The following is a 26264-nucleotide window of genomic DNA, read 5'->3' as shown; positions in this document are numbered from 1 at the left end:
GGTACGCGCTAGCGTCCGTCGCGTCATGAGCACCGCCACGATCGAGAGCCGTTCGCCGCAGGACCAGTCAGAGGTCGTCGTCACCGCCCCGGCCTCCGACCGCGCCGCGGTCGCCGCCGCGGTCGCGCGCGCCCGCGCCGCGCAGCGGGAGTGGTCGCGCTCCGCGCTCGCGCGCGCCGACGCGCTGACCGCCGCGGCCGCCGCCGTCGACGCCGCCAAGGACCAGATCGTCGACCTGATGATCCGCGAGGTCGGCAAGCCGCTGACGGAGTCCGTCGGCGAGCACGCGCGCAGCGTGCGCATCCTGCGCTACCAGTCGCAGTCGGCGCTGGACCCCGACGGCGACACCTACCCCGCCGCGCCGCCGTCGGACCTGCGCACGCTGCTGCTCAGCCGCCGCCGCCCGCGCGGCGTCGCCGGGCTGATCACGCCCTGGAACTTCCCGTTCGCGATCCCGCTGTGGAAGGCTGCGCCCGCGCTGGCCTACGGCAACGCGGTCGTGCTCAAGCCGTCCTCGGACGCGCTGGCGTCCGCGCTGCTGCTCGAGGAGATCCTCAACCGGCACCTGCCCGAGGGCGTCTTCACCGTCGTCCCCGGCGGCGGCGAGACCGGCCAGGCGATCATCGAGCAGGCCGACGTCGTCTCCTTCACCGGGTCGACGGCGGTCGGCCTCCAGGTCGCCGCCGCGGCGACCGCGCGCGGGATCGCCAGCCAGGCCGAGATGGGCGGCCTGAACGCGTCGATCGTGCTGCCCGACGCCGACGTCGAGGCGGCCGCGAAGGTGATCGCCGGCGCCGCGATGGGCTACGCCGGCCAGAAGTGCACCGCGACCGGCCGCGTGATCGTCGTGGGCGACGCGGCGCCGATCACCGATGCGCTCGCGGCCGCCGTCGAGGGCCTGCCGCTCGGCGATCCCGCCGCCGCGGACACCGTCGTCGGCCCGGTCATCAACCCGCCCGCGCGCGACGAGGTCCTCGACGCCGCGCGCGCGGTCGCCACCGACGGCGGCCGCATCGTGACCGGCGGCACCGCGATCGACGGCCCGGGCCTGTTCGTCACGCCCACGGTCGTCGACGGCCAGTCGCCGGACGCGCGGCTCGCGCAGGACGAGGTCTTCGGCCCGATCGTCACCGTCCTGCGCGCCGAGACGGCCGAGCAGGCGGTCCAGATCTCCAACGGCGTGCCGTTCGGACTGGTCACCTCGGTCTTCACGCGCGACGTCGATTCCGCGCTCACCGTCGTCGACGGGCTCGAATCCGGCATGATCCGCGTCAACATGCCGACCTCGGGAGTCGATTTCCACGCGCCGTTCGGCGGCGAGAAGCAGTCCTCGTTCGGTCCGCGCGAGCAGGGCAAGGCGGCGCGCGAGCTCTACACGTCCACGCACACGATCACGATCGGGCCGCTCGGCGCGTAGTGGCGATCTGGCGCATCAGCACCGCGCAGGGCGAGCGGCTCGCCAAGGGCCCGGTCGAGACCGGGCCCTCCGAGCTGCTGCCGAACGGGCTGACGATCGACCGGCTGCTGGCCGCCGGATCGCTCGATGGCGAGGGCGCCGGCGCCGTGCCCGCGGGCTCGGTCGTGCTCGCGCCGGTCCAGAGCCAGGAGGTGTGGGCGGCGGGCGTGACCTACGAGTCGAGCCGCGTCGCGCGCAACGAGGAGTCGGGCGGCCACGACTTCTACGACAAGGTCTACGACGCGCAGCGGCCCGAGCTGTTCTTCAAGGCGGCGCCGGGACGCGTGCGCGGGCCCGGCGGCCTGATCGGCGTGCGCGGGGACTCCGGCTGGGACGTCCCTGAGCCCGAGCTGGCGCTCATGATCTCGGCCGCCGGGAAGATCCTCGGCTACACGATCGGCAACGACGTCTCCTCGCGCTCGATCGAGGGCGAGAACCCGCTCTACCTGCCGCAGGCCAAGGTCTACCGCGGCTCGTGCGCGCTCGGGCCGTGCATCATCGGCGTCGACGAGGCGCCCCCGCTGGCCGAGCTCGAGATCTCGCTGACGATCGCGCGCGACCGCGAGGACATCTTCACCGGCTTCACGCAGCTCTCGAAGCTGCACCGCACGCCGGACGAGCTCGTGCGCTGGCTCTTCAGGGCCCAGGACTTCCCGGCCGGCGTCGTGTTGCTGACGGGCACGTCGATCATTCCCGAGCCGGAGTTCACACTGCGCTCGGGCGACGAGGTGCGGATCGCGATCACGGGCCTCGGGGAGCTGGTGAACACCGTCGAGGAGGTCGGCTCGTGAAGGCGATCGTCTGGCAGGGACCGGAGCGGATGACGATCGAGGACGTGCCGGAGCCGGGCGATCCCGGCCCGGGCGAGCTGATCCTGCGGGCCGAGGCGGTCGGCATCTGCGGCTCGGAGGTCGAGGGCTACCTCGGGCACATGGGCAACCGCAAGCCGCCGCTGGTCATGGGGCACGAGTTCGCGGGGACGGTCGTCGCCGTTGGCTCCGGCGCGGACGAGCTCGAGGGCGCGCGCGTCGCCGTGAATCCCCTGAGCGGCTGCGGCGAGTGCGCGCTGTGCCGCGCCGGGCTCTCGAACGTGTGCAAGGACCGCGTCCTGGTCGGCGTCCACGCGCCGGGCGCGTTCGCCGACCTCGTGAAGGTGCGCGCCGCCGACGCCCGCGTGCTGCCCGACGGCGTCCCGGCGCGCGTGGGCGCCCTGATGGAGCCGCTGGCCAACGGCGTGCATGCCGTGCGCCTGGGAGGCCCGGCGGAGCGCGCCGTCGTGCTCGGGGCGGGCACCATCGGCCTCGTCACCCTGCAGGCCGCGCTGCTGTCGGGGATCGCGCACGTGGCGGTGGTCGAGCGGCACGACGCACGGCGCGAGCGGGCGCTGGCGCTCGGCGCCCACGAGGTCGGCGATGAGCGCGACTTCGACCTCGTGCTCGACGCGGTCGGCGCGCAGGCCACGCGGCAGCTCGGGCTCGAGCTGCTGCGGCCGGCCGGGACGATGGTCTGCATCGGGCTCGCGGCCGACGAGACGACGCTCGGCTTCCACGACATCGTGCGCAGCCAGCATCGGATCCAGGGCTCCTACGCGTACACGATGGACGACTTCGAGCAGGCGCACGCGTGGCTGGTGAGCGGCGAGGCGAGCCTCGGCGACGACCTCACGGCCGTGCGGCCGCTGGAAGAAGGACCCGAGCAGTTCGCGCGGCTCGCGGCGGGGACGCCGGCCGAGTTCAAGGTCTTCCTCGCCGGCGCGGGCCGCGAGGCGTGAGCCGCAGCGTCCTGGTCGCGGGGGCGTCGAGCGGCATCGGGCTGGCGACCGCGCGCGCGTTCGCGGAGCTCGGCGACGCGGTCCATGCGGCGGCGCGGCGGGAGATCGACGCGCCGGGCGTGACGGCGCACGCGCTCGACGTCACCGACCGCGAGGCGGTCGCGGCGCTGGCGCAGGAGATCGGCGCGCTCGACGCGCTGGTCGTCTCGGCGGGAGCCAACATCAAGCAGCGGCGGCTGCGCGAGCTCTCCCACGAGTCGTGGGACCACGTGCTCGGCGCGAACCTGACCGGCACGTGGAACCTCGTGCATGCGTTCCGCGACGCGCTGTTCGCGTCACGCGGGTCGATCGTGCTGATCGGCAGCGTCTCGGGCAGCTGGCCCGACCGCTCCGGTGCCGCCTACCAGGCCGCCAAGGCGGGGGTGCTCGCGCTCGCCCGCGCCATCGGCTGGGAGGCCGACGGGCAGCTGCGCGTGACCGCGATCCTGCCCGGCGTGGTCGACACGCCGATCCTCGACAACCGCCCGGAACCGCCGGACGCCGAGACGCGCGCGCTGATGCTGCACCCGGAGGACGTCGCGGCGGCGTGCGTGTTCGCCGTCGGCCTGCCTCCGCGCGCGTATGTGCCCGAGCTGACGATCCTGCCGACCGCGCTGCAGGCGATCGGCAGGACGGCCTGAGGGTCAGACGAAGACGGCGATCACGGCGAGCGGGCCGTGGACGCCGTAGACGACCTCGCCGGCGATGTCGGCCGAGCGGCTCGGGCCGCTGGCGAGGGCGAAGTTGGCCGGCAGGCCCTCGGGGAAGAGGCTCGGGAGGTCGCGCAGGACGTCGCCGGGCGTCTCCACGAGCCGGTCGCGGGGGACGGCGACGACGTGCACGCGCGGGAGCAGGCTCGCCATCCGCGACGCGTCGGACACGACGACCGTGCCGGTCACGGCGCACGCAGCGCGCGCGGCCGTGAAGCCGGCGTCGGCCTCGTGGGCGCGATCGAGCGGGAGCCGCTCGATGCCGGGCGGCAGCGGCACGCGCTCCTCGGTCACGACCGCGGTCCGCACGCCGTGCGCTTGCAGCAGCGCGGGCAGCTCGTCCGCCGTGGCGACGCGGCCGCGGATCGCGTGCAGCGCGGCGGCGAAGCGCTCCTCGAGCGGGCGCGGGTCCGGCGGGTAGTCGACGCGCGGGACGGCGGCGGGCGGAGGCCCCGGCGGGTGTGCGGTGCCGGGCGGGACGGCGTGCTCCAGCCGCTCGCGAAGCCGCCCGAGGAACGCCTCCCGGTTCACGGCGCCGCCCCGCCATGCCGCGCACCGCCCGCGTGATGGCGGCGCCGCGCGCCACGCCCGTCATCCCCGCGCCGCGAACCACGCCCGTCATCCCCGCGCCGCGCGCCACGCCCCTCGTCCCCGCGTGGCGCAACGCGCAGGTCATCGCCGCCGCGCCTCACTCGAGCACCTCGCCGCGCCGCCAGCGCGCCCGGAACGTGGCTCCCTCCCGATGCGGGAGCTCCCTCCCCCGCGCCCACTCGCGGAACGGTGGCGGCACGAGCGACTGGGGTGGGCGCAGGCCGGCCGGCGCGCCGGACAGCGCGAACGCGCGCGGGCTCGACCACGCCGCGGCCCAGGCGCGCCACAGCGCCCGCTCGGAGCCGGCGTGGTCAGCGCGGCCCTGCAGCAGCAGGTCGTGCAGCGGGATCGCGACCGGGCAGGCCTTCCAGCACGCCCCGCACAGCGACGACGCGTGCGAGAGCTCCTCCTGCCCCTCGCGCAGCAGCGGCACGATCACGGCGCCGATCGGCCCCGAGTAGACGTCGCCGTACGCGTGCCCGCCGATCTGCCGGAAGACCGGACACGCGTTCAGGCAGGCGCCGCAGCGGATGCAGTTGAGCGCCTCCTGGCTCGCGCTCCCGAGCACGTTCGAGCGCCCGTTGTCGACGATCACGAGGTGCAGCTCCTCGGGGCCGTCGAGATCGCCCGGCCGCCGCGGGCCGGTGACGAAGTTCACGTAGGTCCCGATCGAGACGCCCGCGCCGGCGCGCGAGAGCAGCGCGAGCAGGAGGTCCGCCTCCGCCCAGCTCGCGACGATGCGCTCCATCCCCATGATCGCGACGTGCACGGGCGGCCGGCCCGCGGTCAGGCGCCCGTTGCCCTCGTTGGTGACCGTCATCAGGGTCCCGGACTCGGCGATCGCGAGGTTGACGCCGGTGATGCCCATGCCCGCCTCGAGGAACGACTGCCGCAGCGTGCGCCGCGCGAACGCCGTCATCGCGTTCGCGTCGACGCCGCCGTCGTAGCCCAGCGGCGCGAGCACGCGCACCCAGTCCTCGTAGGACTTGTGCATCGCCGGCGCGAGGATGTGCGACGGCGGCTCGCCGTCGAGTTGCTGCGCCCATTCGCCGAGGTCGGTCTCGATCGCCTCCACGCCGATCGCCTGGAGCCGCTCGCTGAGCCCGATCTCCTCGCTGACCATCGACTTCGACTTCACGGCCAGCTTCACGCCGCGGCGGCGCGCGACGCCGGCGACGTAGCCCGAGGCCTCCTCCGCATCACCGGCGAAGAAGACGCTCCCACCCGCCGCCTCGACGTTGTCGGCGAGCTGCGCGAGCAGCTCCGGCAGCCGGGCGATCGCCGCGCTGCGCAGCGAGCGCGCCGCCTCGCGCAGGCCGTCCGCGTCCTCGAGCTCGGTGCGCGTCAGCAGCCAGCGGTCGTGCACGTTGTCGGCGCTGCGCCGGATCGACGCCTGCAGGCGCCCGTCGCCCGCGAGCGCCGCCCGCTCGCGCTCGCGCAGCGTCACCGCGTCCCCTCCTCGAGCAGCTCCGCCAGATGCGCCACCCGCACCTGCGAGCCGAGCCGCCGCAGGCGCCCGCGCAGGTGCATCAGGCACGAAGGATCGGCGCCGCACAGCGTGTCGGCGCCGCCGAGCGTGCGCAGCTTCTCGTCGGCCATCGCGACCGACAGCTCGGGCTGGCGCACCGCGAACGTGCCGCCGAAGCCGCAGCAGCGCTCCGCGTCCCAGTCCGCCAGCTCGACGCCGTCGAGCCGCTCCAGCGCGGCACGAGGCTCGCGCGCGAGCCCAAGCTCGCGCAGCATGTGGCAGGAGTCGTGGTACGCGACCCGCGCGCGCAGCGTGCCCGACAGCGCACCGCCATGCGCGGCGAGGAACTCGCTCAGCTCGTACAGCTTCGGCGCGACGGCCGTGAGCTCCGGCGAGTCGTCGAGCTGCTCGGCGAACGTGCGGATCATCGTCGTGCACGACCCGGCCGGCGCGACGTACGCGTCGGCGTCCGCCGCCGCCAGCGCGCGGAGCGTCGTGCGCAGCACCTTGGCGGCCTCGTCGCGATAGCCGGAGTTGAACGCCGGCTGCCCGCAGCACGTCTGCCCCTCGGGGAACACGACCTCGTGCCCCGCGCGCTGGAGCACGCGCGCCGTCGCCACTCCCACCTCGGGCGAGACGAGGTCGACCAGGCAGGTGACGAAGAGCCCGACCCTCACCGCCCGACCCACCTTACTGGCGCCGGACCTCCTCGGCGGCCCGCAGGTAGGCCGCCACGAGCACGATCAGGTCGGTCGGCTCCGTGCTCGACAGATACGCGTAGCCGCCCGGATGCGGGACCGCGGTGACCCCGTCGATCCGCTCGGCCACGTCCGCGCGGCCCAGCAGCGCGCGGTCGCCTGCGGGCTCGCCGGCGCGCCAGCGGTCGAGCCCCTCGGCGGTCAGCGCACCGAGCATCGAGCCCCGCACGACCTGGACCGCGTCGCTCGGCGACGCGTCGAGGAGCATCGTCGATTCGGGCGCCGGCGCGTCGTCGGCGACGATCGCCGGGACCAGCTGCGGAAACGAGTCGCGCAGCGCGGGGCCGGCCTCGGTGACCACCTCGATCGTCGCTCCGAGCCGCTCCCCGAGCGCGCTCGCGAGCCGGTCGTAGCCGCGCTGCTCGCGCAGCGGCACGCGCACGGGCGGCCTGCCGCCCTCGTTGATCGTGACGACGCCCTCCGGCGCCAGCAGGAACCCGGTCACGGGATCGGCTCCACCTCGGCCTCGATGTCGAATCCGTACCAGGTCGTGCTGTCGAGGGTCAGGCTCGCGTCCATCCTCGCGAGCTTCTCCGCGGCCTTCGCCTCACCGTCGCTCTGGATCGCCCGCACGAACGTGTCCATCTCGCGCACCCGCAGCGGCAGACCGCCGAGCACGCGCGCGGTCCCGGGCACGACCCGATAGCGGGCCTGCGTCAGTGCGGTCATGGCGTAGCTCCAGCTGTGGGTCGAGGTGATCGCCCCGTCGCGGCGGCCCTCGTCGCCGCCGAGCTTGGCCAGCTGCAGCATGGTGCGCTCGTTGACGATGCTGGACCACTTCTGCTTCTTGATGGCGGGCTGGACGTCGCCCGCGCCGACGCCGGCGAGCTTCTTCTGGCGCAGCGTGGCGTACGTGACCAGGTTGATGCCGCGGCTCCCGAGCGGCACCGTCGCGGGCACCCACGCCTCGAGCCGATCGAGGAACGCCGAGCTGAGCGTCCACTTCTTCGTCTTGCGGTCGTACTCGCGCCGGATGTTCCCGGTGCCGCCGGTGGGGTCCGTGATCGCCGTCTCGACGCGGACGATGTCCGGGCCCCGCTCGATCACGGTGTCCGTGAACGTCCAGCCGCGCGGGGGCCGCTGGGGATCGATCCCCTCGAACAGCGCCGGAACCGGATCGGTGACCAGGTCCCTGCGCCGGGCCTTCGCCGCCTCGGCGGCCGCCGGATCGATGTCGCGGCGGTCGAAGCGCTCGCCGAAGGACGAGATCCTCGCCGCGAGCCCGGGCAGCTCGGCGGGGACGACCGACGGATCGCGGCCCGCCCGGGTCCACAGGTCCATCGCGGCCTCCAGCAGCACGTGCGACTCCTGGATCATCTCCTGCCGCAGCGCCGCGATGCCGGCGCCGCCCGCCTCCGAGGGCTTCGCCTGCGTCAGCGCGTCGTACATCGACTCGATCTTGGAGACGAGGTCGAGCGGCGTGGAGTGCATCTCGAGCTCTCGCCCCTTGCCGCCCTTCGCGACGAGCTTGTGCGGCTTGCCGTGCATCGTGAACGGCGCCTCGACGCGCTTGGCGTCCTCCGCGGCGCCAGGCTGCTGCCCGTCCCGCTCTTGGCCGGCGCGCCGCTTGCCCGTGAAGCGGTCCTTGACGCCCTGCGCCTGGCCCCGCGCCCAGTCCTTGGCGCCCTTGACCTTGCCCTTGGCCCAGCCCCGTGCGCGGCCGAAGAGCTTGCGCGCGCCCTTGACCGCACCCATCACGACGAAGTCGACCGCCTTGTTGATCGGCGAGCGGACCTTGTCGATGACCTGGTGGATCTTCTCGCTGATGCCGCCGAGGCCGAGCAGGCCGGCGAGGAAGGAGATCGCCAGCGGCAGCGCCTTGGCGAGGCTGCCCTCGACCTTCTCGGCGACGATCCCGATCGCGCCCTTGGCGATCGCGCCCAGCGAGTCGAGGATCGAGCTGACGAAGCTCATGATCTCGCTGCCGCGCTCGACCAGGAACATCACGATGTCGTAGATCGCCTTGCACGCCTTGATGAACGCGGCGGCCGGGTTGAGGAAGGCGATCAGCCAGACGACGCCGGCCTTGATGACCTTCTCGATGATGAACGTCTTGATCTGGCCGAGGACGAGCTCCTCGAGGTCGCCGACGCGGTCCTTGATCCACTTCCACAGGCCGCCGACGCCCTCGCTGACGAGCGTCTTGAACACGTCGACGGTCTGCTCGAGCCGCTGCATGACCGGCTCGCCGACGAGCCTGACCACCCGGGCGCGGATGTTCTGGTAGGTGAGGCCGAGGACCTGCAGGACGAGATCGACGATGCCCGCGAGGTCGAACGTCTTCGGGATCGTGATGCCGGCGCCGCCGAGCGTCCCGAACAGCCAGCCCATCAGGCCTTCCTGGAGATGGGAGGCGATGTTGCCGACGAAGCGGGTCAGCCCGGCCCTGATGCCGTCGATCAGCTTGCCGAGGAAGCCGATCGGGTCCTTGATGATCTCCCCGATCACGTCCGCGGCCTTGGCCAGGACGCCCATCAGCATGGTCTTGAGCTGGAGGATCGTCTTGATCACGCCGCCGACGGCGTCGATCGCCTTGTCGACCAGGCCGCGGTTCGCCGCCTTCATCTCGTCGATGCGCGAGTCCAGCGCGTCGCGCGCCTCGACGTACTTGCGCGCGAGCGTGTCGACGAGCTCGTCCTGCTTGGAGTCCACGTCGGAGGAGAGCTGGTCGAACTGCGACTGGAGGTTGGACTCCGCCTCCTTGCCGACCTCCTGCAGGTCCTTCGGGAGCGACGTGACGTACTTGTGGACCTCGGCCTTGCCCTGCGCGATGCGGGCGCGCGCGGCGGTCAGCTCGGCGCCGACGACGTCGGCGACGCGGCCGATGACGGCGTCCATCTCGGCGACGTAGCGATTGCGGCCCTGCGCGTAGTACCGGTTGACCTCCGCCGGCATGCCCGTGAGCTTGTCCTTGAGCCAGCGGCCCTTGCCCAGGAGGCCGCTGTAGCGGTCCTCCTTGTAGGCGTCCATCTGCTGGGAGACGTAGTCCTCGAAGCGCTTGCGCGCGGCCGCCTCGCCTGCGGTGAATGCCGAGTCGACCTTGCCGTCGAGCCCGTCGAGCGTCTTGGTGACGTCGGCCTTGGTGCGGTCGTAGATGCCCTGGACGTCGGTCGCGACCTTGGCCCGCTTGGCCTCGTCCTGGGACTTCGCGCCCTGCTTGTGCCCGGCGGCCTTGGCCAGCGCGCCGCCGCGCGCCGAGTGCATGCCCGCGAGCTGCGCGAGCTCCGCCTGCTCGGCGGCGCCATGCGCCTTGCCGAGCACGTCCTGCTCCTGCTTGCGGTAGCCGTCCGGCGCGGTCTGCGCGTGCTCCTTGGCCGCGTCGCGCGCGCCGAGCGCGGCCTTGAAGTCCGGTTCGTTGGACTTGTGGATCTGCTCGTCGGTGACCTCCGCGTCGGCCATCTGCTTGTCGACCTCCGCGGGACCGTCGCGGAGATCGGTCTGTGCGGCGGGGGCCTTCGCCGGCATCGCGTCCCCCGCGCCGACCTTCGGCGGGGCGGGGCCGACCTCTTCGGGCGCCAGCGGCGTGACCGGCTTGGGCTTGGCCTTGGAGGTGTCGGGCGCCGCATCGGTCGCGCCCTTGATGTCCTTCTCCGCGCCCTTCTTGCCGTTCTTGACCTGGCCGGACACCGCCTCCTTGACGCCGCCGGCCTTGAAGTCGTCGGCCTCCTCGAGGTTCTTCGGCGCCGCGTCATCGATCGCGGCCTTGACGGCGGCGATGAACGCGGCGCGGTCGAAGGCGCCCGGCTTCTGCTCGGACATCGTGTCGACCTGCGCGGCCGCGGCCTGGCTGGCCACGTCGTTGCCGGGCGGGAGCGCGGCGGCCTGCGCGGCGGCCGCCCCGGACTTCGCCGGCGCATGGGCCTTGGCGCCGCCGGCGGCGGACTTCGCCCGCGCCTTCATCGACTGGAAGCGGGGGTCGGCGTGCGGGTCCTTCAAGGAGGCTTCGGCCGAGGCCGGCGGCGACCCCTCCTTCGCCGGGCGGCGCTCGTCGACCAGCGCGGAGACGGCGGCGTTGCCGACCAGCCGCTGCAGCGCGACGACGCGCGCCGGGGTCAGCGGCGCCTTCGGGCTCGGGAGGACCGCCGGGCGCTCGGGCGCACGGTCCGGCTTCGCGGCGACCGCCGCGTCCCGCTCATGGCCCTGCTTCACGCCCTACTCGGACAGCTCGTCCTCGGGCAGCTCGTCCTCCTCGAGGATGGCCTGGGGCGGCGCCTCCGCGCCTTCGGCCTCCGGCTCCTCCTCCTCGACCGCCTCGCGCGCGACCATCCGCTCGCGCGCCAGCCGCGCGACCGCCTGGCTGCCGACCGCCGAGGCCCACTCGAGCGATCCTGCCCGCACCGGCGGCGCCGGCTCCGGCTCGCGCCGCCGCTCCCGCGCGACGGCGACTTCCTCGTGCTCCCGCTCCGTCATGCCCCCGACCCTACAAAGCCGTTCAGGGGATGTCGATGACGACTTTCCCGACCGCGCCGCCCTCGACGGCGTCGTGCGCGTCAGCGACGCGATCCAACGGGAAGCGGTGCACCGGCAACGTTGTCAGCGCGTCCACATCCACGGCCCGGCCGACGTCCTGCACCGCGGCGCGAAGCGCGTCCCGCGGGATCGTGTAGAGCAGCATGAAGCGCAGCACGATCCCCGGCCCCATCAGCCGCCGCACGGGCACGACCGCCTCCGTGTCGGGCGAGGCCGCGTAGCTGGTGATGACCGCGTGCGGCGCGACCACGTCGAGGTCGAGCGCGAGGTTGGCGTCGAGCGCCACCTCCACCACGCGGTCGACGCCGTCCGGCGCGGCCGCGCGGATCTGCTCGGCCGCGTCGTCATCGTGGTAGTTGACGACCGCGTCGGCGCCGGCCGAGCGCGCCAGCTCGGCCTTCTCCTCGGAGGACACCGTGCTGATCACCCGTGCGCCGGCCCACTTGCCGAGCTCGATCGCCGCGTGGCCCACCGCGCCGGCGCCGCCGGGGACGAGCACCGTGCGCCCTTCGACCGGGCCGTCCGCGAGCAGGCAGAAGTGCGCCGTCAGCGCCGGGACGCCCAGCGACGCGCCGAGGTCGTCCGGCGCCGTGAGCGGCACCGCCTGCTCGGCCGGGACGACGGTGTACTCCGCCGCCGTCCCCCACGGCCGCTGATAGGCCGCGAGGTAGAGCCACACGCGCTCGCCGACCCGGCCGGGATCTACCCCCTCGCCGACGGACTCGATCACGCCCGCGCCGTCCTGGTTGGGCACCTGGAACTCGGCGCCCGAGCCGCGCGACTTCCAGTCCGTCGGGTTCACGCCCGACACCGTCACCTTCACGCGCACCTCGCCCGGGCCGGGGGACGGGGTCTCGACCTCCTCGACCGAGAGCACGCCGTCGGCGCGATAGACCGCGGCGCGCATCACTCGTCGAAGAAGGGCTCGTTCTCGCGCGCGTACTCGCGCGCCACGTCCAGGTTGAGCTCCACGCCGAGCCCCGGCGCCTCGGGCACCTGGATGCGCCCGCCGGAGATCACGGGCCCGTCGAAGCCCACCGCCAGGTCCTCCCAGAACGGGACGCTCATGCCATGCCACTCCAGTGCGAGGAAGTTGGGGATCGCCGCGGCGACGTGCGCGGACGCGACCGTGCCGATCGGGCTCGCGATGCAGTGCGGCGCGAGCGAGATGTAGTGCGTGTCGGCGAAGTCGGCGATCCGGCGCGCCTCGAGCAGCCCGCCGGTCTTCTGGAAGTCCGGCGCGGCGATCGAGATCGCGCCGGTCTCGAACGCCTCGCGGAAGCCGTGGCGCAGGTAGCCGTTCTCGCCGGTCGCGATCGGCGTCGTGGTCGACTCCGTCACGCGGCGCAGCGCCGCCGCGTTCTCCGGCGGGACGGGGTCCTCGAGCCACAGCAGCCCGAGCGGCTCGAGCTCGTGCGCGAGCCGCTGCGCGTCGGCGACCTGGTAGCGCCAGTGGCAGTCGAACGCGACGTCCACCTCCGGGCCGACCGCCTCGATCACGGCCGCCGCGAGCTCCACCATCGCCCCGATCTCCGCCCGGGTGAGCGTGCCCGAGGCCGTGTCCTGCTGGTACGGCGTCGGCACGTCGAGGTCGAACTTCAGCGCGCTGAAGCCGAGCTCGTCGACGACCTGGCGCGCCCGCGCCGCGTACATCTCGGCCGTGAAGAACTCGTCCGGCGCCGCCTTCGCGTACGCGCGCCCGTGCTCGGGGTTGCGCAGCGTGCCGGCGGCGATCGCCTCCGGCGGCTCCTGCGCCCAGCGCGCCGGGCGCGGCACCATGGTGGCGTCCATCGAGTGCAGCGCCTCGCCCGCGTGGCAGTCCGCATAGATACGCACGCTGTCACGGAAGCGACCTCCGAGCAGGCGGTGGATCGGCACGCCGTAGGCCTTGCCGACGAGATCCCACAGCGCGGCCTCGATGCCGGAGATCGCGTTGTAGACGATGCCCCCGGGCGAGCCGGCGCCGGACGCCCCCCAGCGCAGCTTGCTCCACAGACGGTCGACGTCGCGCGGATCCTCGCCGATCAGCAGCGGCGCGAGGTCGCGGACGATGCCGGTCAGGCCCGGCGCGGTGAAGCATTCTCCGAGGCCGGAGAGCTCCTCGCCCGCGTCGATCCGCACGAAGGTCCAGTCGTAGTTCGCCTCGACGACGGCGGTATGCACACCGGTGATCCTCATCGCCGGCAATCGTTTCAGACGGCGCCTCGAGGGCACCCTTTTGGCATGGGAGGAGAGACGCTCACAACCGATCTGCAGACGCGGACCATGCGCAAGGTGGTCACGAGGCTGATCCCGGCGCTGCTGGTCCTCTACATCGTCGCCTACCTCGACCGCGTGAACGTGACGTTCGCGCAGGACAAGCTGGAGGCGGACCTCGGCTTCTCCGGCGCCGTCTACGGCCTGGGCGCCGGCATCTTCTTCATCGGCTACTTCCTGCTGGAGGTGCCGAGCAACCTTGCGCTCCACCGCTTCGGCGCGCGGAAGTGGATGGCGCGGATCATGATCACCTGGGGGCTGATCTCGGCCTGCACGATGTTCGTGTCGAGCGCCGCGAGCTTCTACGTCGTCCGGTTCCTCCTCGGCATGGCCGAGGCCGGCTTCTTCCCCGGCATGATCCTGTACCTGTCGTACTGGTTCCCGGCGCGCGAGCGCGCCCGCGCGGTCGGCCTGTTCATGTCGGCGATCGCAATCTCCTACGCGATCGGCGCGCCGATCTCCGGCGGCATCATGTCCGTGTTCGACGGCGTCGCCGGGCTCAAGGACTGGCAGTGGCTGTTCGTGCTGGAGGCGATCCCCGCGATCGTCGGCGGCGTCCTCGTGTTCTGGAAGCTGCCCGACGGGCCGGAGCAGGCGGGCTGGCTCGAGCAGGACGAGCGTGACTGGCTGCGCATGCGGCTCGACGGCGAGGACGATGCGCGCGAGCACGCTCCGCTCACCCAGGTGCTGCGCGACCGCCGCCTGCTCGTGTTCGCGCTCCTGTACTTCACGATGGTGATCAACGTCTACGGCCTGTCGTTCTGGGTCGGCGAGATCGTCGACAAGGTCAACGGGCTGAGCGACGTCGGCAAGGGCTTCGTGACGGCGATCCCGTACGCGATCGCGATCGTCGGCATGGTCGTGATCCCGCGCCACTCCGATCGCACCGGCGAGCGCAAGCTCCACGTCGCGGCATGCCTCGCGCTCGCCGCGGCCGCCTTCGCGATCAGCACGATCGTGTCGCCGGTCGCGGCGGTCGGCGCGCTCGCCGTCGGGCTGTTCTTCCTGCTCGGCGTGCACGGCGTCTTCTGGACGATGCCGGCGGCGCTGCTCGGCGGCACCGCCGCGGCCGCGGGCATCGCGATGATCAACTCGATCGGCAACCTCGGCGGGTTCGGCGGCCCGTACCTGGTCGGCCTCGTCAAGGACGCCACCGGGTCGACCGACGGCGGCCTGCTCACGCTCGCCGCGATCCTGGCGATCGGCTCGGTCGTCGCGACGCGCGTCGCGCACGACCCGGCGGCGGAGCACGCCCCGCGCGAGCGCACCGGCCGCTTCACGCGCACCGAGACGGCGAGGGACGCGCAGCTCGTCAGGTGACCGCGATCGGGGTCCTGGCCGACGACCTCACCGGCGCGCTCGGCTCGGCCGCCCGCCTGAAGGCGGGCGGCCTCGATCCCGTCGTCGTCTGGCGCCCCGGCGACCTGCGCGAGCCGCCGCGCGCGGCGGTGGTGGACATGCGCACCCGCGATTCGCCGCTCGGCCCGCGCCGCACCGCCGCGACCTGGGCGGCCCGGCTGCGCGAGCTCGGCTGCGCGCGCTTCGAGCAGCGGATCGACTCGACGCTGCGCGGCGCGCCCGCCGAGGAGCTGTCCGGCCTGCTGGAGGGCGCTGACCTGCGCGACGCGCCCGTCGTCGCCGTACCGGCGTTCCCGGCGGCGGGGCGCGTGTGCACCGGCGGCGTGCAGGCCGGCGTGGACGTGGCGGAGCGCCTGTTCGGCGCGGCCGCGGAGGTCGTGCGGCCCGAGGCGCTTCGCGCGCGCCTCGACGCGGGCGCCACGCGCCTGGTGGTCGACGGCGAGAGCGAGGACGACCTGCGCGCGACGGCCCAGGCGGTCGACGGGCTCGGCGTCGTGACGGCCTCGCCCGGCGGTTGGCTGAAGTACCACCCGCGCTCGCGCGGGGAGTTCGTGCTCGTCGTGCTCGGGTCCAACACCGAGCTCAACCACCGCCAGCTGGCGCGGCTGAACGAGCGCGGCGACGCGCGCACGCGCGTCGTGCAGACGATCCTCGGCTCGACGCCCGACGACCGGCGCCGCGATCCCGCCCTGGCCGACCGCGCCGCCGACGAGGCGGCCGCGCTGCTCGAGGCGGCCCACGCGCGCGGCGAGCGCTGCCGCGGGATCGTCGCCAGCGGCGGCCACATGGCCTCGCGCCTGGTCGACGCGCTGGACGCACCGCGGCTCGCGGTCGCCGGCGAGGTGGTGCCGCTGTGCGCGCGCGGTACCGTCGCAGGCGGTCCCTGGTCGGGCCTGTCCGTCATCACCAAGGGCGGCCTGATCGGTACCGACGGTACGCTCGCCGCGCTGGTGGACGACCTCTGGAAGGAGACCTGAAATGGACCGCCCCACGCTCGCGCTGACGCTCGGCGATCCCGCCGGGATCGGCCCCGAGATCATGGCCAAGGCGCTCGCCGAGGGCTCCGCCTACGACCTGCTCAAGCCGGTTGCGATCGGCTCGCGCGGCGTGCTCGAGCAGGTGATCGATGGTGCGCAGCTGGAGCTCGCGGTGCGGGTGGTGGACGCGCCCGCCGGCGCGCGCGGCGAGCGCGGCACGATCGACCTGATCGACGCCGGCGACCTGGCCGAGGCGCGCTTCGGCGAGATCGACGCCGCGCACGGGCGCGCCGCGCTGGACTGGATCGAGCGAGCGTGCGCGCTGGCGCGCGAGGGCGCGGTCGACGGCATCGTCACCGGGCCGATCAACAAGGAGGCGGCGCGCGCGGGGGGAATGCGGTTCCCGGGTCACACGGAGCTGCTCGCCGACCTGCTCGGCGCCGACCCCGGCGGCGTCTTCACGATGTTCGTCGTCGGCAAGCTGCGGATCTTCTTCCTCACCCGCCACCTGTCGCTGCGCGACGCGATCGACGCGCTGACCGTCGAGCGCGTGCACGACGGGATCGTGCGCGTCGACGGGCTGCTGCGCGAGCTCGGCGTCGAGGATCCGCACGTCGCGCTCGCCGCGCTGAACCCGCACGCGGGCGAGGGCGGGATGATGGGCGACGAGGAGATCGAGGTGCTGCGCCCGGCGGTCGAGCAGGCGCGCGCGGACGGCATCCGCGTGTCCGGCCCGGTGCCCGCCGACGCGGTCTTCCACCAGGGCCACGAGGGCCGCTCCGACGGCGTCATCTCGCTGTTCCACGACCAGGGGCACATCGCGTCCAAGACGCTCGACTTCTTCGGGACGGTCAGCGCGACGCTGGGGCTGCCGGTGATCCGCACCTCGGTCGACCACGGCACCGCGTTCGACCTGGCCGGGACGTGGACGGCGGACGCCCGCGGCCAGGTGAACGCGTTGCGCGTGGGAGCCGAGCTCGCCGCGCTCAGGGCCTCGAGGTCGACAGCGTGAACGTCACCGTCCTCGCGTAGCTCCCGGTTCGCAGCGCGTCGGTCGCGCCGATGTGCTGGCGGAACGTGATCGCGACGTGATCGTTGGAGACCGGCGCGGTCCACGCCGTCTTCGACAGCTCGACGCGCAGCGGGTCGGGCAGCGAGAACGGGCCGTTGGCGAGGTGGCCGGGGTCGGAGACGCCGAGCGCCGCGTCGCCCGCGGTGGAGATGACGGTCGCGGTCGTGGCGGCCGTGTACTCCGCGTCGCGGCCGGGCGCGAACGCGCCGAAGCTCGCCGGCGCGCCGAGCGAGAGCGAGAGCGTCGCGGGGACCGTGCCGCCGACCGGCGCGGCGACGACGTCCGCGTTGGCCGGCTCGCCGGGCGCGCAGGCCCCGCGCGCGACGACGTACGCGTTGCCCGGCACGCAGCGCCACAGGCTCGGGTTCGTCTCGCTCGGCGGGCGGCGCAGCTTCGTCGCCTGCTCGTACGCGTAGCCGAACGCGAGCAGCTTGGCCTCGCTGTAGGCCGTGCCGTTGAATGCGATCCCCACGGGGTTGCGCGTCGTCGCGCTGTAGCCGGCCGGGACGACGAGCTGCGGGTAGCCGGCGCGGGCGCCGATCGCCGTCAGGGTCGCCGCGGGCGTCATGATCGCCTCGACGTCGTTCTGCGCCAGCACGTTGTCGATCGCCGTGCGGGCGTTGCCGCGCGACGCGGCGCGATTGGCCGTGTAGGTCGCGAGCTGCGCGGGGTCGGTCAGGTCGGTCGCCTGGCTGGCGAGCAGCTGTGTCTCGCCGTACTTGAGCGCCTCCTGCGCGTGCGCGTCGTTGTAGGCGATGATGTCGGCGAGCGACTTCATCGGTGCGCTCGCGGGGAGCCTCCCGAGGTACGCGTTCAGGTCACGCTTGAACTCCGGCGTGAGGATGTCGGGCGCGCTGCTCGACGGGGTGCTCACCGTCACGGTCGTGGCGCCGAGCGACTGGATCGCCTGGACGGCCGCCTGGTACTGCGCGTTGGAGCTGCTGATGACGCCGATGCGCCGGCCGCGCAGCGCGTCGGCCGAGAGCGCGGCGAGGTAGTCGGGGACCGGCGGCTGCCCCGCCGTCTCCGGATCCTCCGGGTCCTTGCCGGCGATCGCGGCCAGCTCTGCCGCCGCGTCGGCCACGGTGCGGGTCATCGGCCCGGCGGTGTCCTGCGTAGCGGAGATCGGCACGATGCCGGTCCGGCTGACGAGGCCGATCGTCGGCCGCAGCCCGACGATGCCCTGCGCCGCCGCCGGGCTCGTGATCGAGCCCGAGGTCTCGGTGCCGATCGTGATCGCCGCCAGGCCCGACGCCGCGATCGCGCCGGAGCCGGACGACGAGCCGCTCGGCGTGGTGTCGGCGTCGGTCGGGTTGAGGACCTGGCCGCCGAGCGACGAGTAGCCGCTCGGCATGCCGTTCGTGAGGAAGTTGGCGAACTCGCTCAGGTTCGCCTTGCCGAGCAGCACGGCGCCCGCGGCGCGCAGCCGGGCGACCACGGGCGAGTCGCGGTCGGGGATCGAGTCCTCGAGCGCGACGCTGCCCGCCGTGGTCGGGAGCCCCGCGGCGTCGAGGTTGTCCTTGACGATCACGGGGATGCCGTGCAGCGGGCCGCGGACGTGGCCCGCCGCGCGCTCGGCGTCGAGCGCTGCGGCCTCCTGCAGCGCCTTGGGGTTGAGCGACCGGACGGCGTTCAGCGACGGGCCCTCGCGGTTGGTGAGCGCGATCCGCTTCAGGTAGGCCTTCGCAAGCTGCACCGCGCTCAGGCTGCCGGCGGCCATGCGCGCCTGCAGGTCGGCGACCGTCGCGGTCTCGAGCGAGAACGGAAGGTCGGGGACGGCCCCGAGCGTGTCGAGCAGCTCCCGGCCGGGACCGCACGAGCGCGGGCCGAACGCGCCGCCGGGGATGCAGCGCCAGACCGCGGGGTTGATGAAGGAGACGGGCCGGCGCAGCTTCGTCGCCTGCTCGTACGCGTAGCCGAACGCGAGCAGCTTCGCCTCGCTGTAGGCCGTGCCGTTGAAGGCGATGCCGACGGGCGTGCGATTGGTCGCGCTGTAGCCCGCCGGGACGACGAGCTGCGGGTAGCCGGCGCGGGCGCCGAGCCCGGTCAGCGTGCCTGACGGCGTCATGATCGCGTCGAGGCCGTTCGACGTGAGCGTCGCGTCGATCGCAGCCCGCGCGGGATTGCGGCTGGCGTCGCGGTCGAGCTGGTACTGCGCCTGCTGGGCCGGGTCGGTGAGGTCGGTCGCCTGGCTGGCGGTGAGCTGGCCCTGGCCGAACTTGAGCGCCTCGCCGGCGTGCGCGGCGTTGTAGGCGATGATGTCGGCGAGCGACTTCATCGGCGCGCTCGCGGGCAGGCGCGCGAGGTAGGCGTTGAGATCGCGCTTGAACTCAGGCGTGAGGATGTCGGGCGCCGCAGGCGCGGCCGGCGCGGCGACCGTCACCGTGGTCGCGCCGAGCGCCTGGACGGCCTGGATCGCCGCCTGGTACTGCGCATTGGCGTTGGCGATGACGCCGATGCGCTTGCCCTGGAGCGCCGTCGTCGTCAGCCCGGCGAGGTAGTCCGGCACCGGCGGCGCGCCGGCCGTGGCAGCGTCTTCGGGGTCCTTGCCGGCGATCGCCTGCAGCTCGGCAGCAGCGTCCGCGACCGTGCGGGTGATCGGGCCGGCGGTGTCCTGCGTCGCCGAGATCGGCACGATGCCGGTGCGGCTGACGAGGCCGATCGTGGGCCGCAGCCCGACGTCGCCCTGAGCGGCGGACGGGCTGACGATCGAACCCGACGTCTCGGTCCCGATGGTGACCATCGCGAGGCCGGCAGCGGCGGCGGCGCCCGACCCGCTCGAGGAGCCGCTGGGCGTCGCGTCGATGTCGTACGGGTTGAGGACCTGGCCGCCGAGCGAGGAGTAGCCGCTCGGCATGCCCGAGGACGACATGAAGTTCGCGAACTCGGTCAGGTTGGTCTTGCCGAGGATGACGGCGCCGGCGGCGCGCAGCTTCGCGACGACCGTGCTGTCGCGGTCGGGGACCGAGTGCTCGAGCGCGACCGAGCCGGCCGTGGTCGGGATCCCCGCGGCGTCGAGGTTGTCCTTGACGAGCACGGGCACGCCGTGCAGCGGGCCGCGCACGTGGCCGGTGGCGCGCTCGAGGTCGAGCTGCGCGGCCTCCTGGAGCGCGGCGGGATTGATCATCCGCACGGCGTTGAGCCCGACGCCGCGTGAGTTGACCGCGGCGATGCGGTCGATGTACGCGCGCGTGAGCTGAACGCTCGTCAGCTCGCCGGCGGCCATCTGCGCCTGCGCGTCGGCGACGGTCAGGCGCTCGAGATCGAGCGCCTGACCGGCGGCGCGGGCAGGCGCGGCGGCGAGCATGCACGCGACGGCGCACGCGAGCCCACAGAGCAGTTTCACGACGGACCCCTCCCATCCGTTGATTCCGGGCAGGAGGACTGAACCGGTCCGGCCACTCCGCTGTCAACCACTTCGGCGTGCAGATCCCTCCGCACTCCGCGGAGGTGGGGCTAACCCGATCCCGCCTTGCAATCGAGCGCGGATCACCGCACACTTGGACCATGGATCCCCGCCGGATGCGCGTATCCGACGACGAGCGCGAGCGTGTCGCCGCGTTCCTGCGTGAGCAGGCGCTCGAGGGTCGGCTGGATCACGAGGAGCTCGAAGATCGCATCGGCGGCGCCTACCGCGCGAAGACGGCGGGTGAGCTCGAGGACCTGATCGAGGACCTGCCGCACCGCCGGGTGCCGGCCGCACGGGTCGCGCCGCAGCGCCCGGCGCGCCGCCAGCACCCTCCGGTCGTGCTGATGCTCGGCCTCGCGCTGCTCGCCCTGCTGACCGTGCCGACGCTGCTGGCCGGCGGCGTCGCGGTCGCGATGGCGCTGGTGATGGCGATCATGGTCGCCGTGTTCGTGCTCGGCTTCGCGTTCGGCCCGTTCATCCTGCTCGGGCTGCTGGTGTCGCAGGCCGTGCGCCGCCGGCGCGCCCCGCACTCGCGGCACTGGTCCCCGCGCTACTAGGCGCAGGGGTCGGGCGAGATCACGCGGATCTCGTCGCGCAGCGGCACGTCCACGGTCCGCATCTCGCCGCCTGACTCGTACGCGACCGTCAGCGTGCGGTCCGACGTCTCCGCGCCGCGCTCGTAGTCCCCGCAGCCGGTGAAGCGCCCCGTCAGCTCGACGGCGGCCTCCTTGCCCGCGGGCAGCGAGACCGCGGCGCCGGGCCGCACGGCGTGCGGCTCGGCCGGCGTCGGCTTGAAGCGAGCCGCGCGCGGCGCGAACATCAGCCCGCGCCCGAGCACCTCCGCGCCGACGAGCTTCACCGCCCGCTTTCCGCGGTTGCGCACCGACAGCGTGAGGCTCGCGTCTTCGCCCGGCCGGTAGGCGAGCAGCAGCGTGCGCACCGGCTCGCCGCCGGCGCCCGAGCCGTCGCGCCAGCGCCCGTCCCCACGCGATGCGAACGAGCCTTCGACCAGGTCCGCCGTCCCGCCGCGCACGAACAGGATCGCCGCCAGGCCGGCGACGAACACGACGGCTCCCAGCCCCCACGCGATCCGCATGTCATGGAAGATCGGCAGCCCCGAGGCACCATCGCAATCCGGTGCCGGCGAGCGTCGATCACCACGGGGTGGGGGGCGGTGCACCCGCGCTCCGCGCCGAGCCGCGATCTGTCGCAGGGCGCCGGCGGACGTCAACGGCGGCCCAAACGATCACGGCGTGCGAGGGGGTGCGCGACGTTCCTTCGAACTACCGCGCAGTTGACGTTCGCCGGGAGAGAAGGGGCGTGACGGACGCGAACACGGCACGCAGCTCGCGCTCCAGGAACACCCGCAGCGCGTCGACGTCGTCGACGACCTCGAGCCGCGCACGCCCGGCGCGCCGGCCGCATGGGGTTGAGATGCCCGCCGGTCGCCCGGCTGCGTCAACGCCGTGGAGACCGCCAGGTTCGCGAGCGTCGCGCGCTCGAGCCCCGGGTGGTACTCCGTCGCCCGGGGACCCCATGCCCGGCGGCGAGACGAGCGCCCCCTCGCGCAGCGGCGAGCGGATGGCAACGTCGCAGCAAGCCGCGGGCAACCGGCGGCGGCGACGGTCCGCGGATGAAGATGATCCTGACCGCACTGGTGACGCTCGGCCTGGCCGGCGTCGCCGTGCCCGCCGCCCACGCGAGCACCGTCACCTACGGCGCCGATGGCGCGCTCGTGGTGACCGCCGCCCCCGGCGAGACCAACCGCATCGGCATCCAGTCCGATCCCAGCGACACGACGCGGGTGCGCGTCTACGAGGGCAAGCCCGACCTGACCGTGACGGCGCCGGCGACGTGCGCGGCGATCGGCGTCGACCTCGTGAGCTGTCCGCTGCCCGCGGCCGGCGTGCGCGTCGACCTCGGAGACGGCGACGACGACGGCTACATCTCCTCCGACCTGCCCAATGTCCCGATGGCGATCTCCGGCGGCGCCGGCAACGACGACCTGCGCGCCTCGCTCGACGGCCAGCCGACGACGCTCGACGGCGGACCGGGCGCCGACAAGCTCCAGGGCGGCCCCGGGACGGACACGCTGATCGGCGGCGACGGCAACGACGACCTCGACGGCTGGTCGGGCTCCGACCGCCTCGACGGCGGCGCCGGCGACGACGTGCTCAGCGGCGACGCCAACCGCCAGCCCTCGCCCGACGTGATCGACGGTGGCCCCGGCTATGACCGGATCGACTGGACCCGCTCCAGCTACACGGAGGCGAACACCTACAACGTGACGCTCGGCGCCGGCGCCGACGACGGCCTGCCCGGCGAGGGCGACGACGTCCGCAACGTCGAGAAGGTCCAGACCTACGGCCCGAGCACGCTGGTCGGCACCGACGCCGACGAGTACCTCGAGGTCGTCCAGGTCACGTCGCCCAGCACGATCCGCGGCGGCGGCGGCAACGACACGCTGCGCGCGAGCGACGGCCCGGACACGATCGACGGCGGCGCCGGCGACGACAACATCGACGCCGGCTTCGGCGACGACACGATCACCGGCGGCCCCGGCCGCGACAGCATCGCGGGCGACCGCCGCGGCGGCGACTGCGGCCCGATCTGGTGCAAGCTGCCGTTCGGCAACGACACGATCGACGCGCGCGACGGCGAGCAGGACAGCGTCAGCTGCGGCTTCGGCGACGACACGGTCTACGCGGACGCCGTCGACGTCGTCGCCCCCGACTGCGAGCACGTCACCCGCGGCGCCGCACCGGCGCCCGGCCCCAACACGACGCCCGGGGCGACGAAGGCGCTCGCCGTCTCGGCGAGCAAGGTGAAGCTGGCACGCGCCCTCGCCCACGGCCTCAAGCTCCGGGTGACCGTGCCGTCCGCGGGCAAGCTGACCGCCACGGCCAAGGGCGCGTCGGGCTCCTCAAAGGTCAAGAAGGCCGGTCCGGCCACCGTGGTCCTGCGCTTCACGAAGGCCGCGAAGAGGTCGCTTCGCCGCAAGCGCAGCGTCAAGCTGCTCGTGACCGTGCGCTTCGGCGCCCTCGACGGGTCGCTGAAGGTCACGCTCGAGCGCTGACCCCATACTGTCGGCCGTGCCATTCTCGGTCCAGCTCGGCCTGCTGCTCGCGCTCGTCACCTCACTGATGAGCGTCGTGGGGTTCTTCCTCAAGCACGCCGGCGCCGTCGCCGCCCCCGCCGTGGAGTGGCGGCGGCCCTGGGCCAGCACGGTCGCGCTGTTCCGCTCGCCGGTCTACACGATCGGCTGCGTCGTGGCGACGACGTCGTGGGGCTTCCACGTCGGCGCGCTCGCGCTCGCGCCGATCTCGCTCGTGCAGTCGGTGATCGCCGGCGGCCTCGTGCTCGTCACGATGGTCGCCGGCCGCGTGTTCCACCAGCCCGTGACGCGGCGCGAGTGGATCGGCGTCGCGCTCACCGCCGCCGGCCTCGCCTTCCTGGCCGCCACGCTCGAGAAGACCGGCGACTCCGCGCACGCCGACTACGACGACCTGGTCCTGCTGGCGGCGGTCGGCGCCGTCACCATCGCCGGCGCCGCGCTCGCCTACCGCGGGCGCACCGGCCCGCCGCTGGCGGTCGCCGCCGGACTGATGTGGGCGGGGTCGGACGTGACGATCAAGGCGGTGAGCGGGAAGGCCGGCGACCTCGGCGTGCTCGTGATCGTCCACCCGTTCGCGTTCGTGATCCTCGCGCTCTCGCTCGTCGGCCTGCTCGTGTCCGCCCGCTCGCTCCAGCTCGGGCCGGTCGTGTCGGTGATCGCGCTGACGAGCGCGACGGCCAACGCGCTGACGATCGCCGCCGGGCCCGTGGTGTTCGGCGAGCCGCTGCCGACCGAGGCCGGCGCGCTGCTCGTGCGCCTCGCCGCGTTCGCGCTCGTGATCGCCGCCGCCGCGCTCACTCCGCCGCCGATGCGGCCTGGATCTGCTCCCGCAGCCACTCGCGCATGACATCGTTGACGCGAAGCCCCATCTCCAGCACCGGGCGGAAGCCGCCGCGCCGGCCCGACGCCTCGAGCTCCTCGCGCAGCGCGCGCATGCTCGCGTCGTGCGCCTCGAGATAGGCGAGCTCGCCTTCGAAGAACGCGCGCCGCTCGGCCGGCTCGAGCAGGAACGCGAGGAACCAGCGCACGGCGGTCTCGCTGCGCTGGCCGCGGCCGGGCTCCTCCTCGGCCATCCAGCGCCGGACCTCGGCGCGACCCGCGTCGGTGACCGCGAACGTGCGGCTCCCGCGCGCGCCCTCGCCGACCACCTCGACCATCCCGGCCTGCTCGAGCTTGGCCAGCTCGGGATAGATCTGGCTGTGCCCGGCATGCCAGGCGTGGCCGAGCGAGTCGTCGAAGCGCCGCGTGAGCTCGTAGCCGTTGGACGGCGCCAGGGCGAGCAGTCCGAGGATCGAGTGGCGGAGCGAGATGTCCCAAGTTTGACATGTCGGAATTGACATGTCAGTCTCGACATATGCCAGTCGCCGACCAGTTCTCCCCTGCCCGCCAGCGGCTGCTGCTGGCCGCCGTCATGTCGGGTCTGCTCCTCGCGATGCTCGACCAGACGATCGTCGGGACCGCGCTGCCGACGATCGTGCGCGAGCTCGGCGGCTCGTCGCTGTACGTGTGGGCGATCACCGCGTATCTCGTGCCGGCGACCGTCACCCTGCCGATCTACGCGCGGCTGTCGGACCGCTACGGGCGCAAGGCGCTGCTGCTGACCGGCATGGCGCTCTTCCTGACCGGCTCCGCGCTGGCCGCGACGGCGCAGGACATGACGCAGCTGATCGCGTTCCGCGGATTGCAGGGACTCGGCGCGGGCGCACTCGAGGGGCTGAGCTTCATCCTCGTCGCCGACTTCTTCGGCGGGCGCCGCAACGCGGCGCTGCAGGGCGCGCTGGCGGCCTTGATGGGCGTGAGCTTCATCGCCGGGCCGCTGATCGGCGGGTTCCTCGCCGACCAGGTCGGCTGGCGCTCGGTCTTCGCGGTCAACCTGCCTGTCGGCGTCGCCGCGATGGCCGTCGTCGCGCGCGTGCTGCCGGGCTGGATCGGACGCAGCGAGGCGCGGTCCACCCCACTCGACGTCGCCGGGATCATATCGCTGACGGCGGCCGTCGGACTCCTGCTGGTGGGACTCAACGAGCGCACGCGCGCCGACGCGTCCGGGATGCTCCCCGCCTGGACGGAGCCGCGCGTCGGCGGCCTGATCGCCGCCGGCCTCGCGCTGCTGGCGGCGTTCGTCGCGATCGAGCGGCGGGCGGCCGCGCCGATCGTGCCGCTGCGGCTGCTGACCGACCGGCGCACCGGCGCGATCCTGCTGTCGGGCGCGACGGCGATGTTCGGCCTGTTCGCGGGCGTGCTGCTGCTGCCGCGCTACTTCCAGACGGTGCGCGACGTCAGCGCGACGCACTCCGGGCTGCTGATCTACCCGCTGATGCTCGGGCTGCTCGTCGCGGTCAACGTCGCGGCGGCGATCATCGTGCGCCGGCTCGCGTTCCGCGGGACGGTGCTGTGGGGCTACGCGCTGGCGGCGCTCGGCGCGCTCGGGTTCGCGACCTTCGACGGCTCGACGCCGGACTGGCAGTCGCTCGCGTTCATGGGCCTGCTCGGCGTCGGCATCGGGCCGACGCTCTCAGGACTGCAGATCGCGCTCCAGCGCTCCATCGCCCCCGCCGACATCGGCGCGGCGATGGGCACGCTGCTGCTCGGGCGCCAGATCGGCGGCGCGATCGCGCTGGCGGCGGCAGAGACGATCTACCGCGCGCGCGAGCACGCGGGAGCGTCAGCCGCGGTCGCCACCGGGACGGGCGTGCTGGCGGTCGCGCTGGCGGGTGCGCTGATCGCTGCGCTGGCGCTGGCGTCGCTCCCGCGCGGCGCGGGACGGCTGCCGCAACCGGCGATGTCGAGTCCCGCCGGCTGACTCCGACCTGGTC

At 73.8% G+C, this 26264-nt stretch carries 22 protein-coding genes; 11 read left to right on the top strand and 11 right to left on the bottom strand.

The window, feature by feature from the left end:
- Positions 1-25: 25 nt before the first annotated feature.
- Genes H958_RS0103150 through H958_RS0103135 form a run of 4 tightly spaced genes read left to right on the top strand, consistent with a single transcriptional unit; the run spans position 26 to position 3907 of the window.
- Entirely contained in the window at positions 26-1417 is a 1392-nt protein-coding gene (locus H958_RS0103150; protein ID WP_028057583.1) for an aldehyde dehydrogenase family protein, read from the top strand.
- Positions 1417-2247: a fumarylacetoacetate hydrolase family protein gene (locus H958_RS34660; protein ID WP_081685541.1), complete on the top strand. Its 831-nt coding sequence runs from the start codon at positions 1417-1419 to the stop codon at positions 2245-2247. Before H958_RS0103150 ends, H958_RS34660 begins: the two co-directional genes overlap by 1 nt.
- Positions 2244-3227, top strand: coding sequence for a zinc-dependent alcohol dehydrogenase (locus H958_RS0103140; protein WP_028057582.1), 984 nt, complete (start codon positions 2244-2246; stop codon positions 3225-3227). Before H958_RS34660 ends, H958_RS0103140 begins: the two co-directional genes overlap by 4 nt.
- Positions 3224-3907 (top strand): SDR family oxidoreductase, encoded by a 684-nt coding sequence (locus tag H958_RS0103135; protein WP_028057581.1) that lies wholly within the window; start codon positions 3224-3226, stop codon positions 3905-3907. Before H958_RS0103140 ends, H958_RS0103135 begins: the two co-directional genes overlap by 4 nt.
- A gap of 3 nt (positions 3908-3910) precedes the next feature.
- On the opposite strand, the gene H958_RS42670 is transcribed toward H958_RS0103135, so the two are convergent.
- The 8 genes from H958_RS42670 to H958_RS34640 form a co-directional block, all read right to left on the bottom strand.
- Complete coding sequence (locus H958_RS42670; protein WP_051323742.1) at positions 3911-4507, bottom strand: LutC/YkgG family protein; 597 nt, start codon at positions 4505-4507, stop codon at positions 3911-3913.
- Between the two features lie 157 nt (positions 4508-4664).
- Positions 4665-6014 carry an LUD domain-containing protein gene (locus H958_RS34650; RefSeq protein WP_051323741.1) on the bottom strand — a complete coding sequence of 450 codons (1350 nt, stop codon included), beginning with the start codon at positions 6012-6014 and terminating at the stop codon, positions 4665-4667.
- Positions 6011-6712 (bottom strand): (Fe-S)-binding protein, encoded by a 702-nt coding sequence (locus H958_RS0103120; protein ID WP_028057580.1) that lies wholly within the window; start codon positions 6710-6712, stop codon positions 6011-6013. Before H958_RS0103120 ends, H958_RS34650 begins: the two co-directional genes overlap by 4 nt.
- A gap of 13 nt (positions 6713-6725) precedes the next feature.
- Complete coding sequence (locus tag H958_RS0103115) at positions 6726-7238, bottom strand: hypothetical protein (RefSeq protein WP_028057579.1); 513 nt, start codon at positions 7236-7238, stop codon at positions 6726-6728.
- Positions 7235-10942 (bottom strand): phage tail protein, encoded by a 3708-nt coding sequence (locus H958_RS42665; protein ID WP_051323740.1) that lies wholly within the window; start codon positions 10940-10942, stop codon positions 7235-7237. The genes H958_RS0103115 and H958_RS42665 overlap by 4 nt, the downstream gene beginning before the upstream one ends.
- A gap of 3 nt (positions 10943-10945) precedes the next feature.
- Positions 10946-11203, bottom strand: a complete 258-nt coding sequence (locus H958_RS0103105; protein WP_028057578.1) for a hypothetical protein — start codon at positions 11201-11203, stop codon at positions 10946-10948.
- Between the two features lie 22 nt (positions 11204-11225).
- Positions 11226-12170 (bottom strand): NADPH:quinone reductase, encoded by a 945-nt coding sequence (locus H958_RS0103100; RefSeq protein WP_028057577.1) that lies wholly within the window; start codon positions 12168-12170, stop codon positions 11226-11228.
- A complete protein-coding gene (locus H958_RS34640) occupies positions 12170-13441 on the bottom strand; it encodes a mandelate racemase/muconate lactonizing enzyme family protein (RefSeq protein ID WP_037408868.1) in 1272 nt (423 codons plus the stop codon). The genes H958_RS0103100 and H958_RS34640 overlap by 1 nt, the downstream gene beginning before the upstream one ends.
- A 45-nt stretch (positions 13442-13486) precedes the next feature.
- Here H958_RS34640 and H958_RS34635 point away from each other — a divergent pair, with 45 nt between their 5' ends.
- The 3 genes from H958_RS34635 to pdxA are packed head-to-tail and all read left to right on the top strand — an operon-like array spanning position 13487 to position 16867.
- Positions 13487-14839 (top strand): MFS transporter, encoded by a 1353-nt coding sequence (locus H958_RS34635; RefSeq protein WP_081685540.1) that lies wholly within the window; start codon positions 13487-13489, stop codon positions 14837-14839.
- Positions 14836-15855, top strand: coding sequence for a four-carbon acid sugar kinase family protein (locus H958_RS0103085; protein ID WP_028057576.1), 1020 nt, complete (start codon positions 14836-14838; stop codon positions 15853-15855). Before H958_RS34635 ends, H958_RS0103085 begins: the two co-directional genes overlap by 4 nt.
- A 1-nt stretch (position 15856) precedes the next feature.
- Entirely contained in the window at positions 15857-16867 is a 1011-nt protein-coding gene (gene pdxA / locus H958_RS0103080; protein ID WP_028057575.1) for a 4-hydroxythreonine-4-phosphate dehydrogenase PdxA, read from the top strand.
- On the opposite strand, the gene H958_RS47280 is transcribed toward pdxA, so the two are convergent.
- Positions 16842-20273: an amidase family protein gene (locus H958_RS47280; RefSeq protein ID WP_196807175.1), complete on the bottom strand. Its 3432-nt coding sequence runs from the start codon at positions 20271-20273 to the stop codon at positions 16842-16844. The two genes, pdxA and H958_RS47280, sit on opposite strands and share 26 nt — an antisense overlap.
- 161 nt (positions 20274-20434) lie before the next feature.
- Between H958_RS47280 and H958_RS34620 the strand changes: the two genes are divergently transcribed.
- Positions 20435-20893 carry a DUF1707 SHOCT-like domain-containing protein gene (locus tag H958_RS34620; RefSeq protein ID WP_051323739.1) on the top strand — a complete coding sequence of 153 codons (459 nt, stop codon included), beginning with the start codon at positions 20435-20437 and terminating at the stop codon, positions 20891-20893.
- On the opposite strand, the gene H958_RS0103060 is transcribed toward H958_RS34620, so the two are convergent.
- On the bottom strand, positions 20890-21432 hold the full coding sequence (locus H958_RS0103060; RefSeq protein ID WP_028057574.1) for a hypothetical protein: 543 nt from the start codon (positions 21430-21432) through the stop codon (positions 20890-20892). The genes H958_RS34620 and H958_RS0103060 overlap by 4 nt on opposite strands.
- 537 nt (positions 21433-21969) lie before the next feature.
- On the opposite strand from H958_RS0103060, the gene H958_RS0103055 reads away from it, so the two are divergent.
- Together H958_RS0103055 and H958_RS0103050 are read left to right on the top strand one after the other, a co-directional pair.
- Positions 21970-23412 carry a calcium-binding protein gene (locus H958_RS0103055; RefSeq protein ID WP_028057573.1) on the top strand — a complete coding sequence of 481 codons (1443 nt, stop codon included), beginning with the start codon at positions 21970-21972 and terminating at the stop codon, positions 23410-23412.
- Between the two features lie 16 nt (positions 23413-23428).
- A complete protein-coding gene (locus tag H958_RS0103050) occupies positions 23429-24298 on the top strand; it encodes a DMT family protein (RefSeq protein ID WP_037408867.1) in 870 nt (289 codons plus the stop codon).
- Here H958_RS0103050 and H958_RS0103045 read toward each other — a convergent pair.
- A complete protein-coding gene (locus H958_RS0103045) occupies positions 24246-24791 on the bottom strand; it encodes a PadR family transcriptional regulator (protein WP_028057571.1) in 546 nt (181 codons plus the stop codon). The genes H958_RS0103050 and H958_RS0103045 overlap by 53 nt on opposite strands.
- A gap of 14 nt (positions 24792-24805) precedes the next feature.
- Here H958_RS0103045 and H958_RS34615 point away from each other — a divergent pair, with 14 nt between their 5' ends.
- The gene (locus tag H958_RS34615; RefSeq protein ID WP_051323738.1) at positions 24806-26251 is read left to right on the top strand and encodes an MFS transporter; all 1446 of its coding nucleotides are present in this window, start codon (positions 24806-24808) and stop codon (positions 26249-26251) included.
- The last annotated feature ends 13 nt before the right edge of the window (positions 26252-26264 follow it).

It is taken from the genome of Candidatus Solirubrobacter pratensis, assembly GCF_000425945.1.
Classification (GTDB): Bacteria; Actinomycetota; Thermoleophilia; order Solirubrobacterales; family Solirubrobacteraceae; genus Solirubrobacter; species Solirubrobacter pratensis.
The sequence above is the reverse complement of the archived record's forward strand: the minus strand, read 5'-3'. Positions and strand labels throughout refer to the sequence as shown.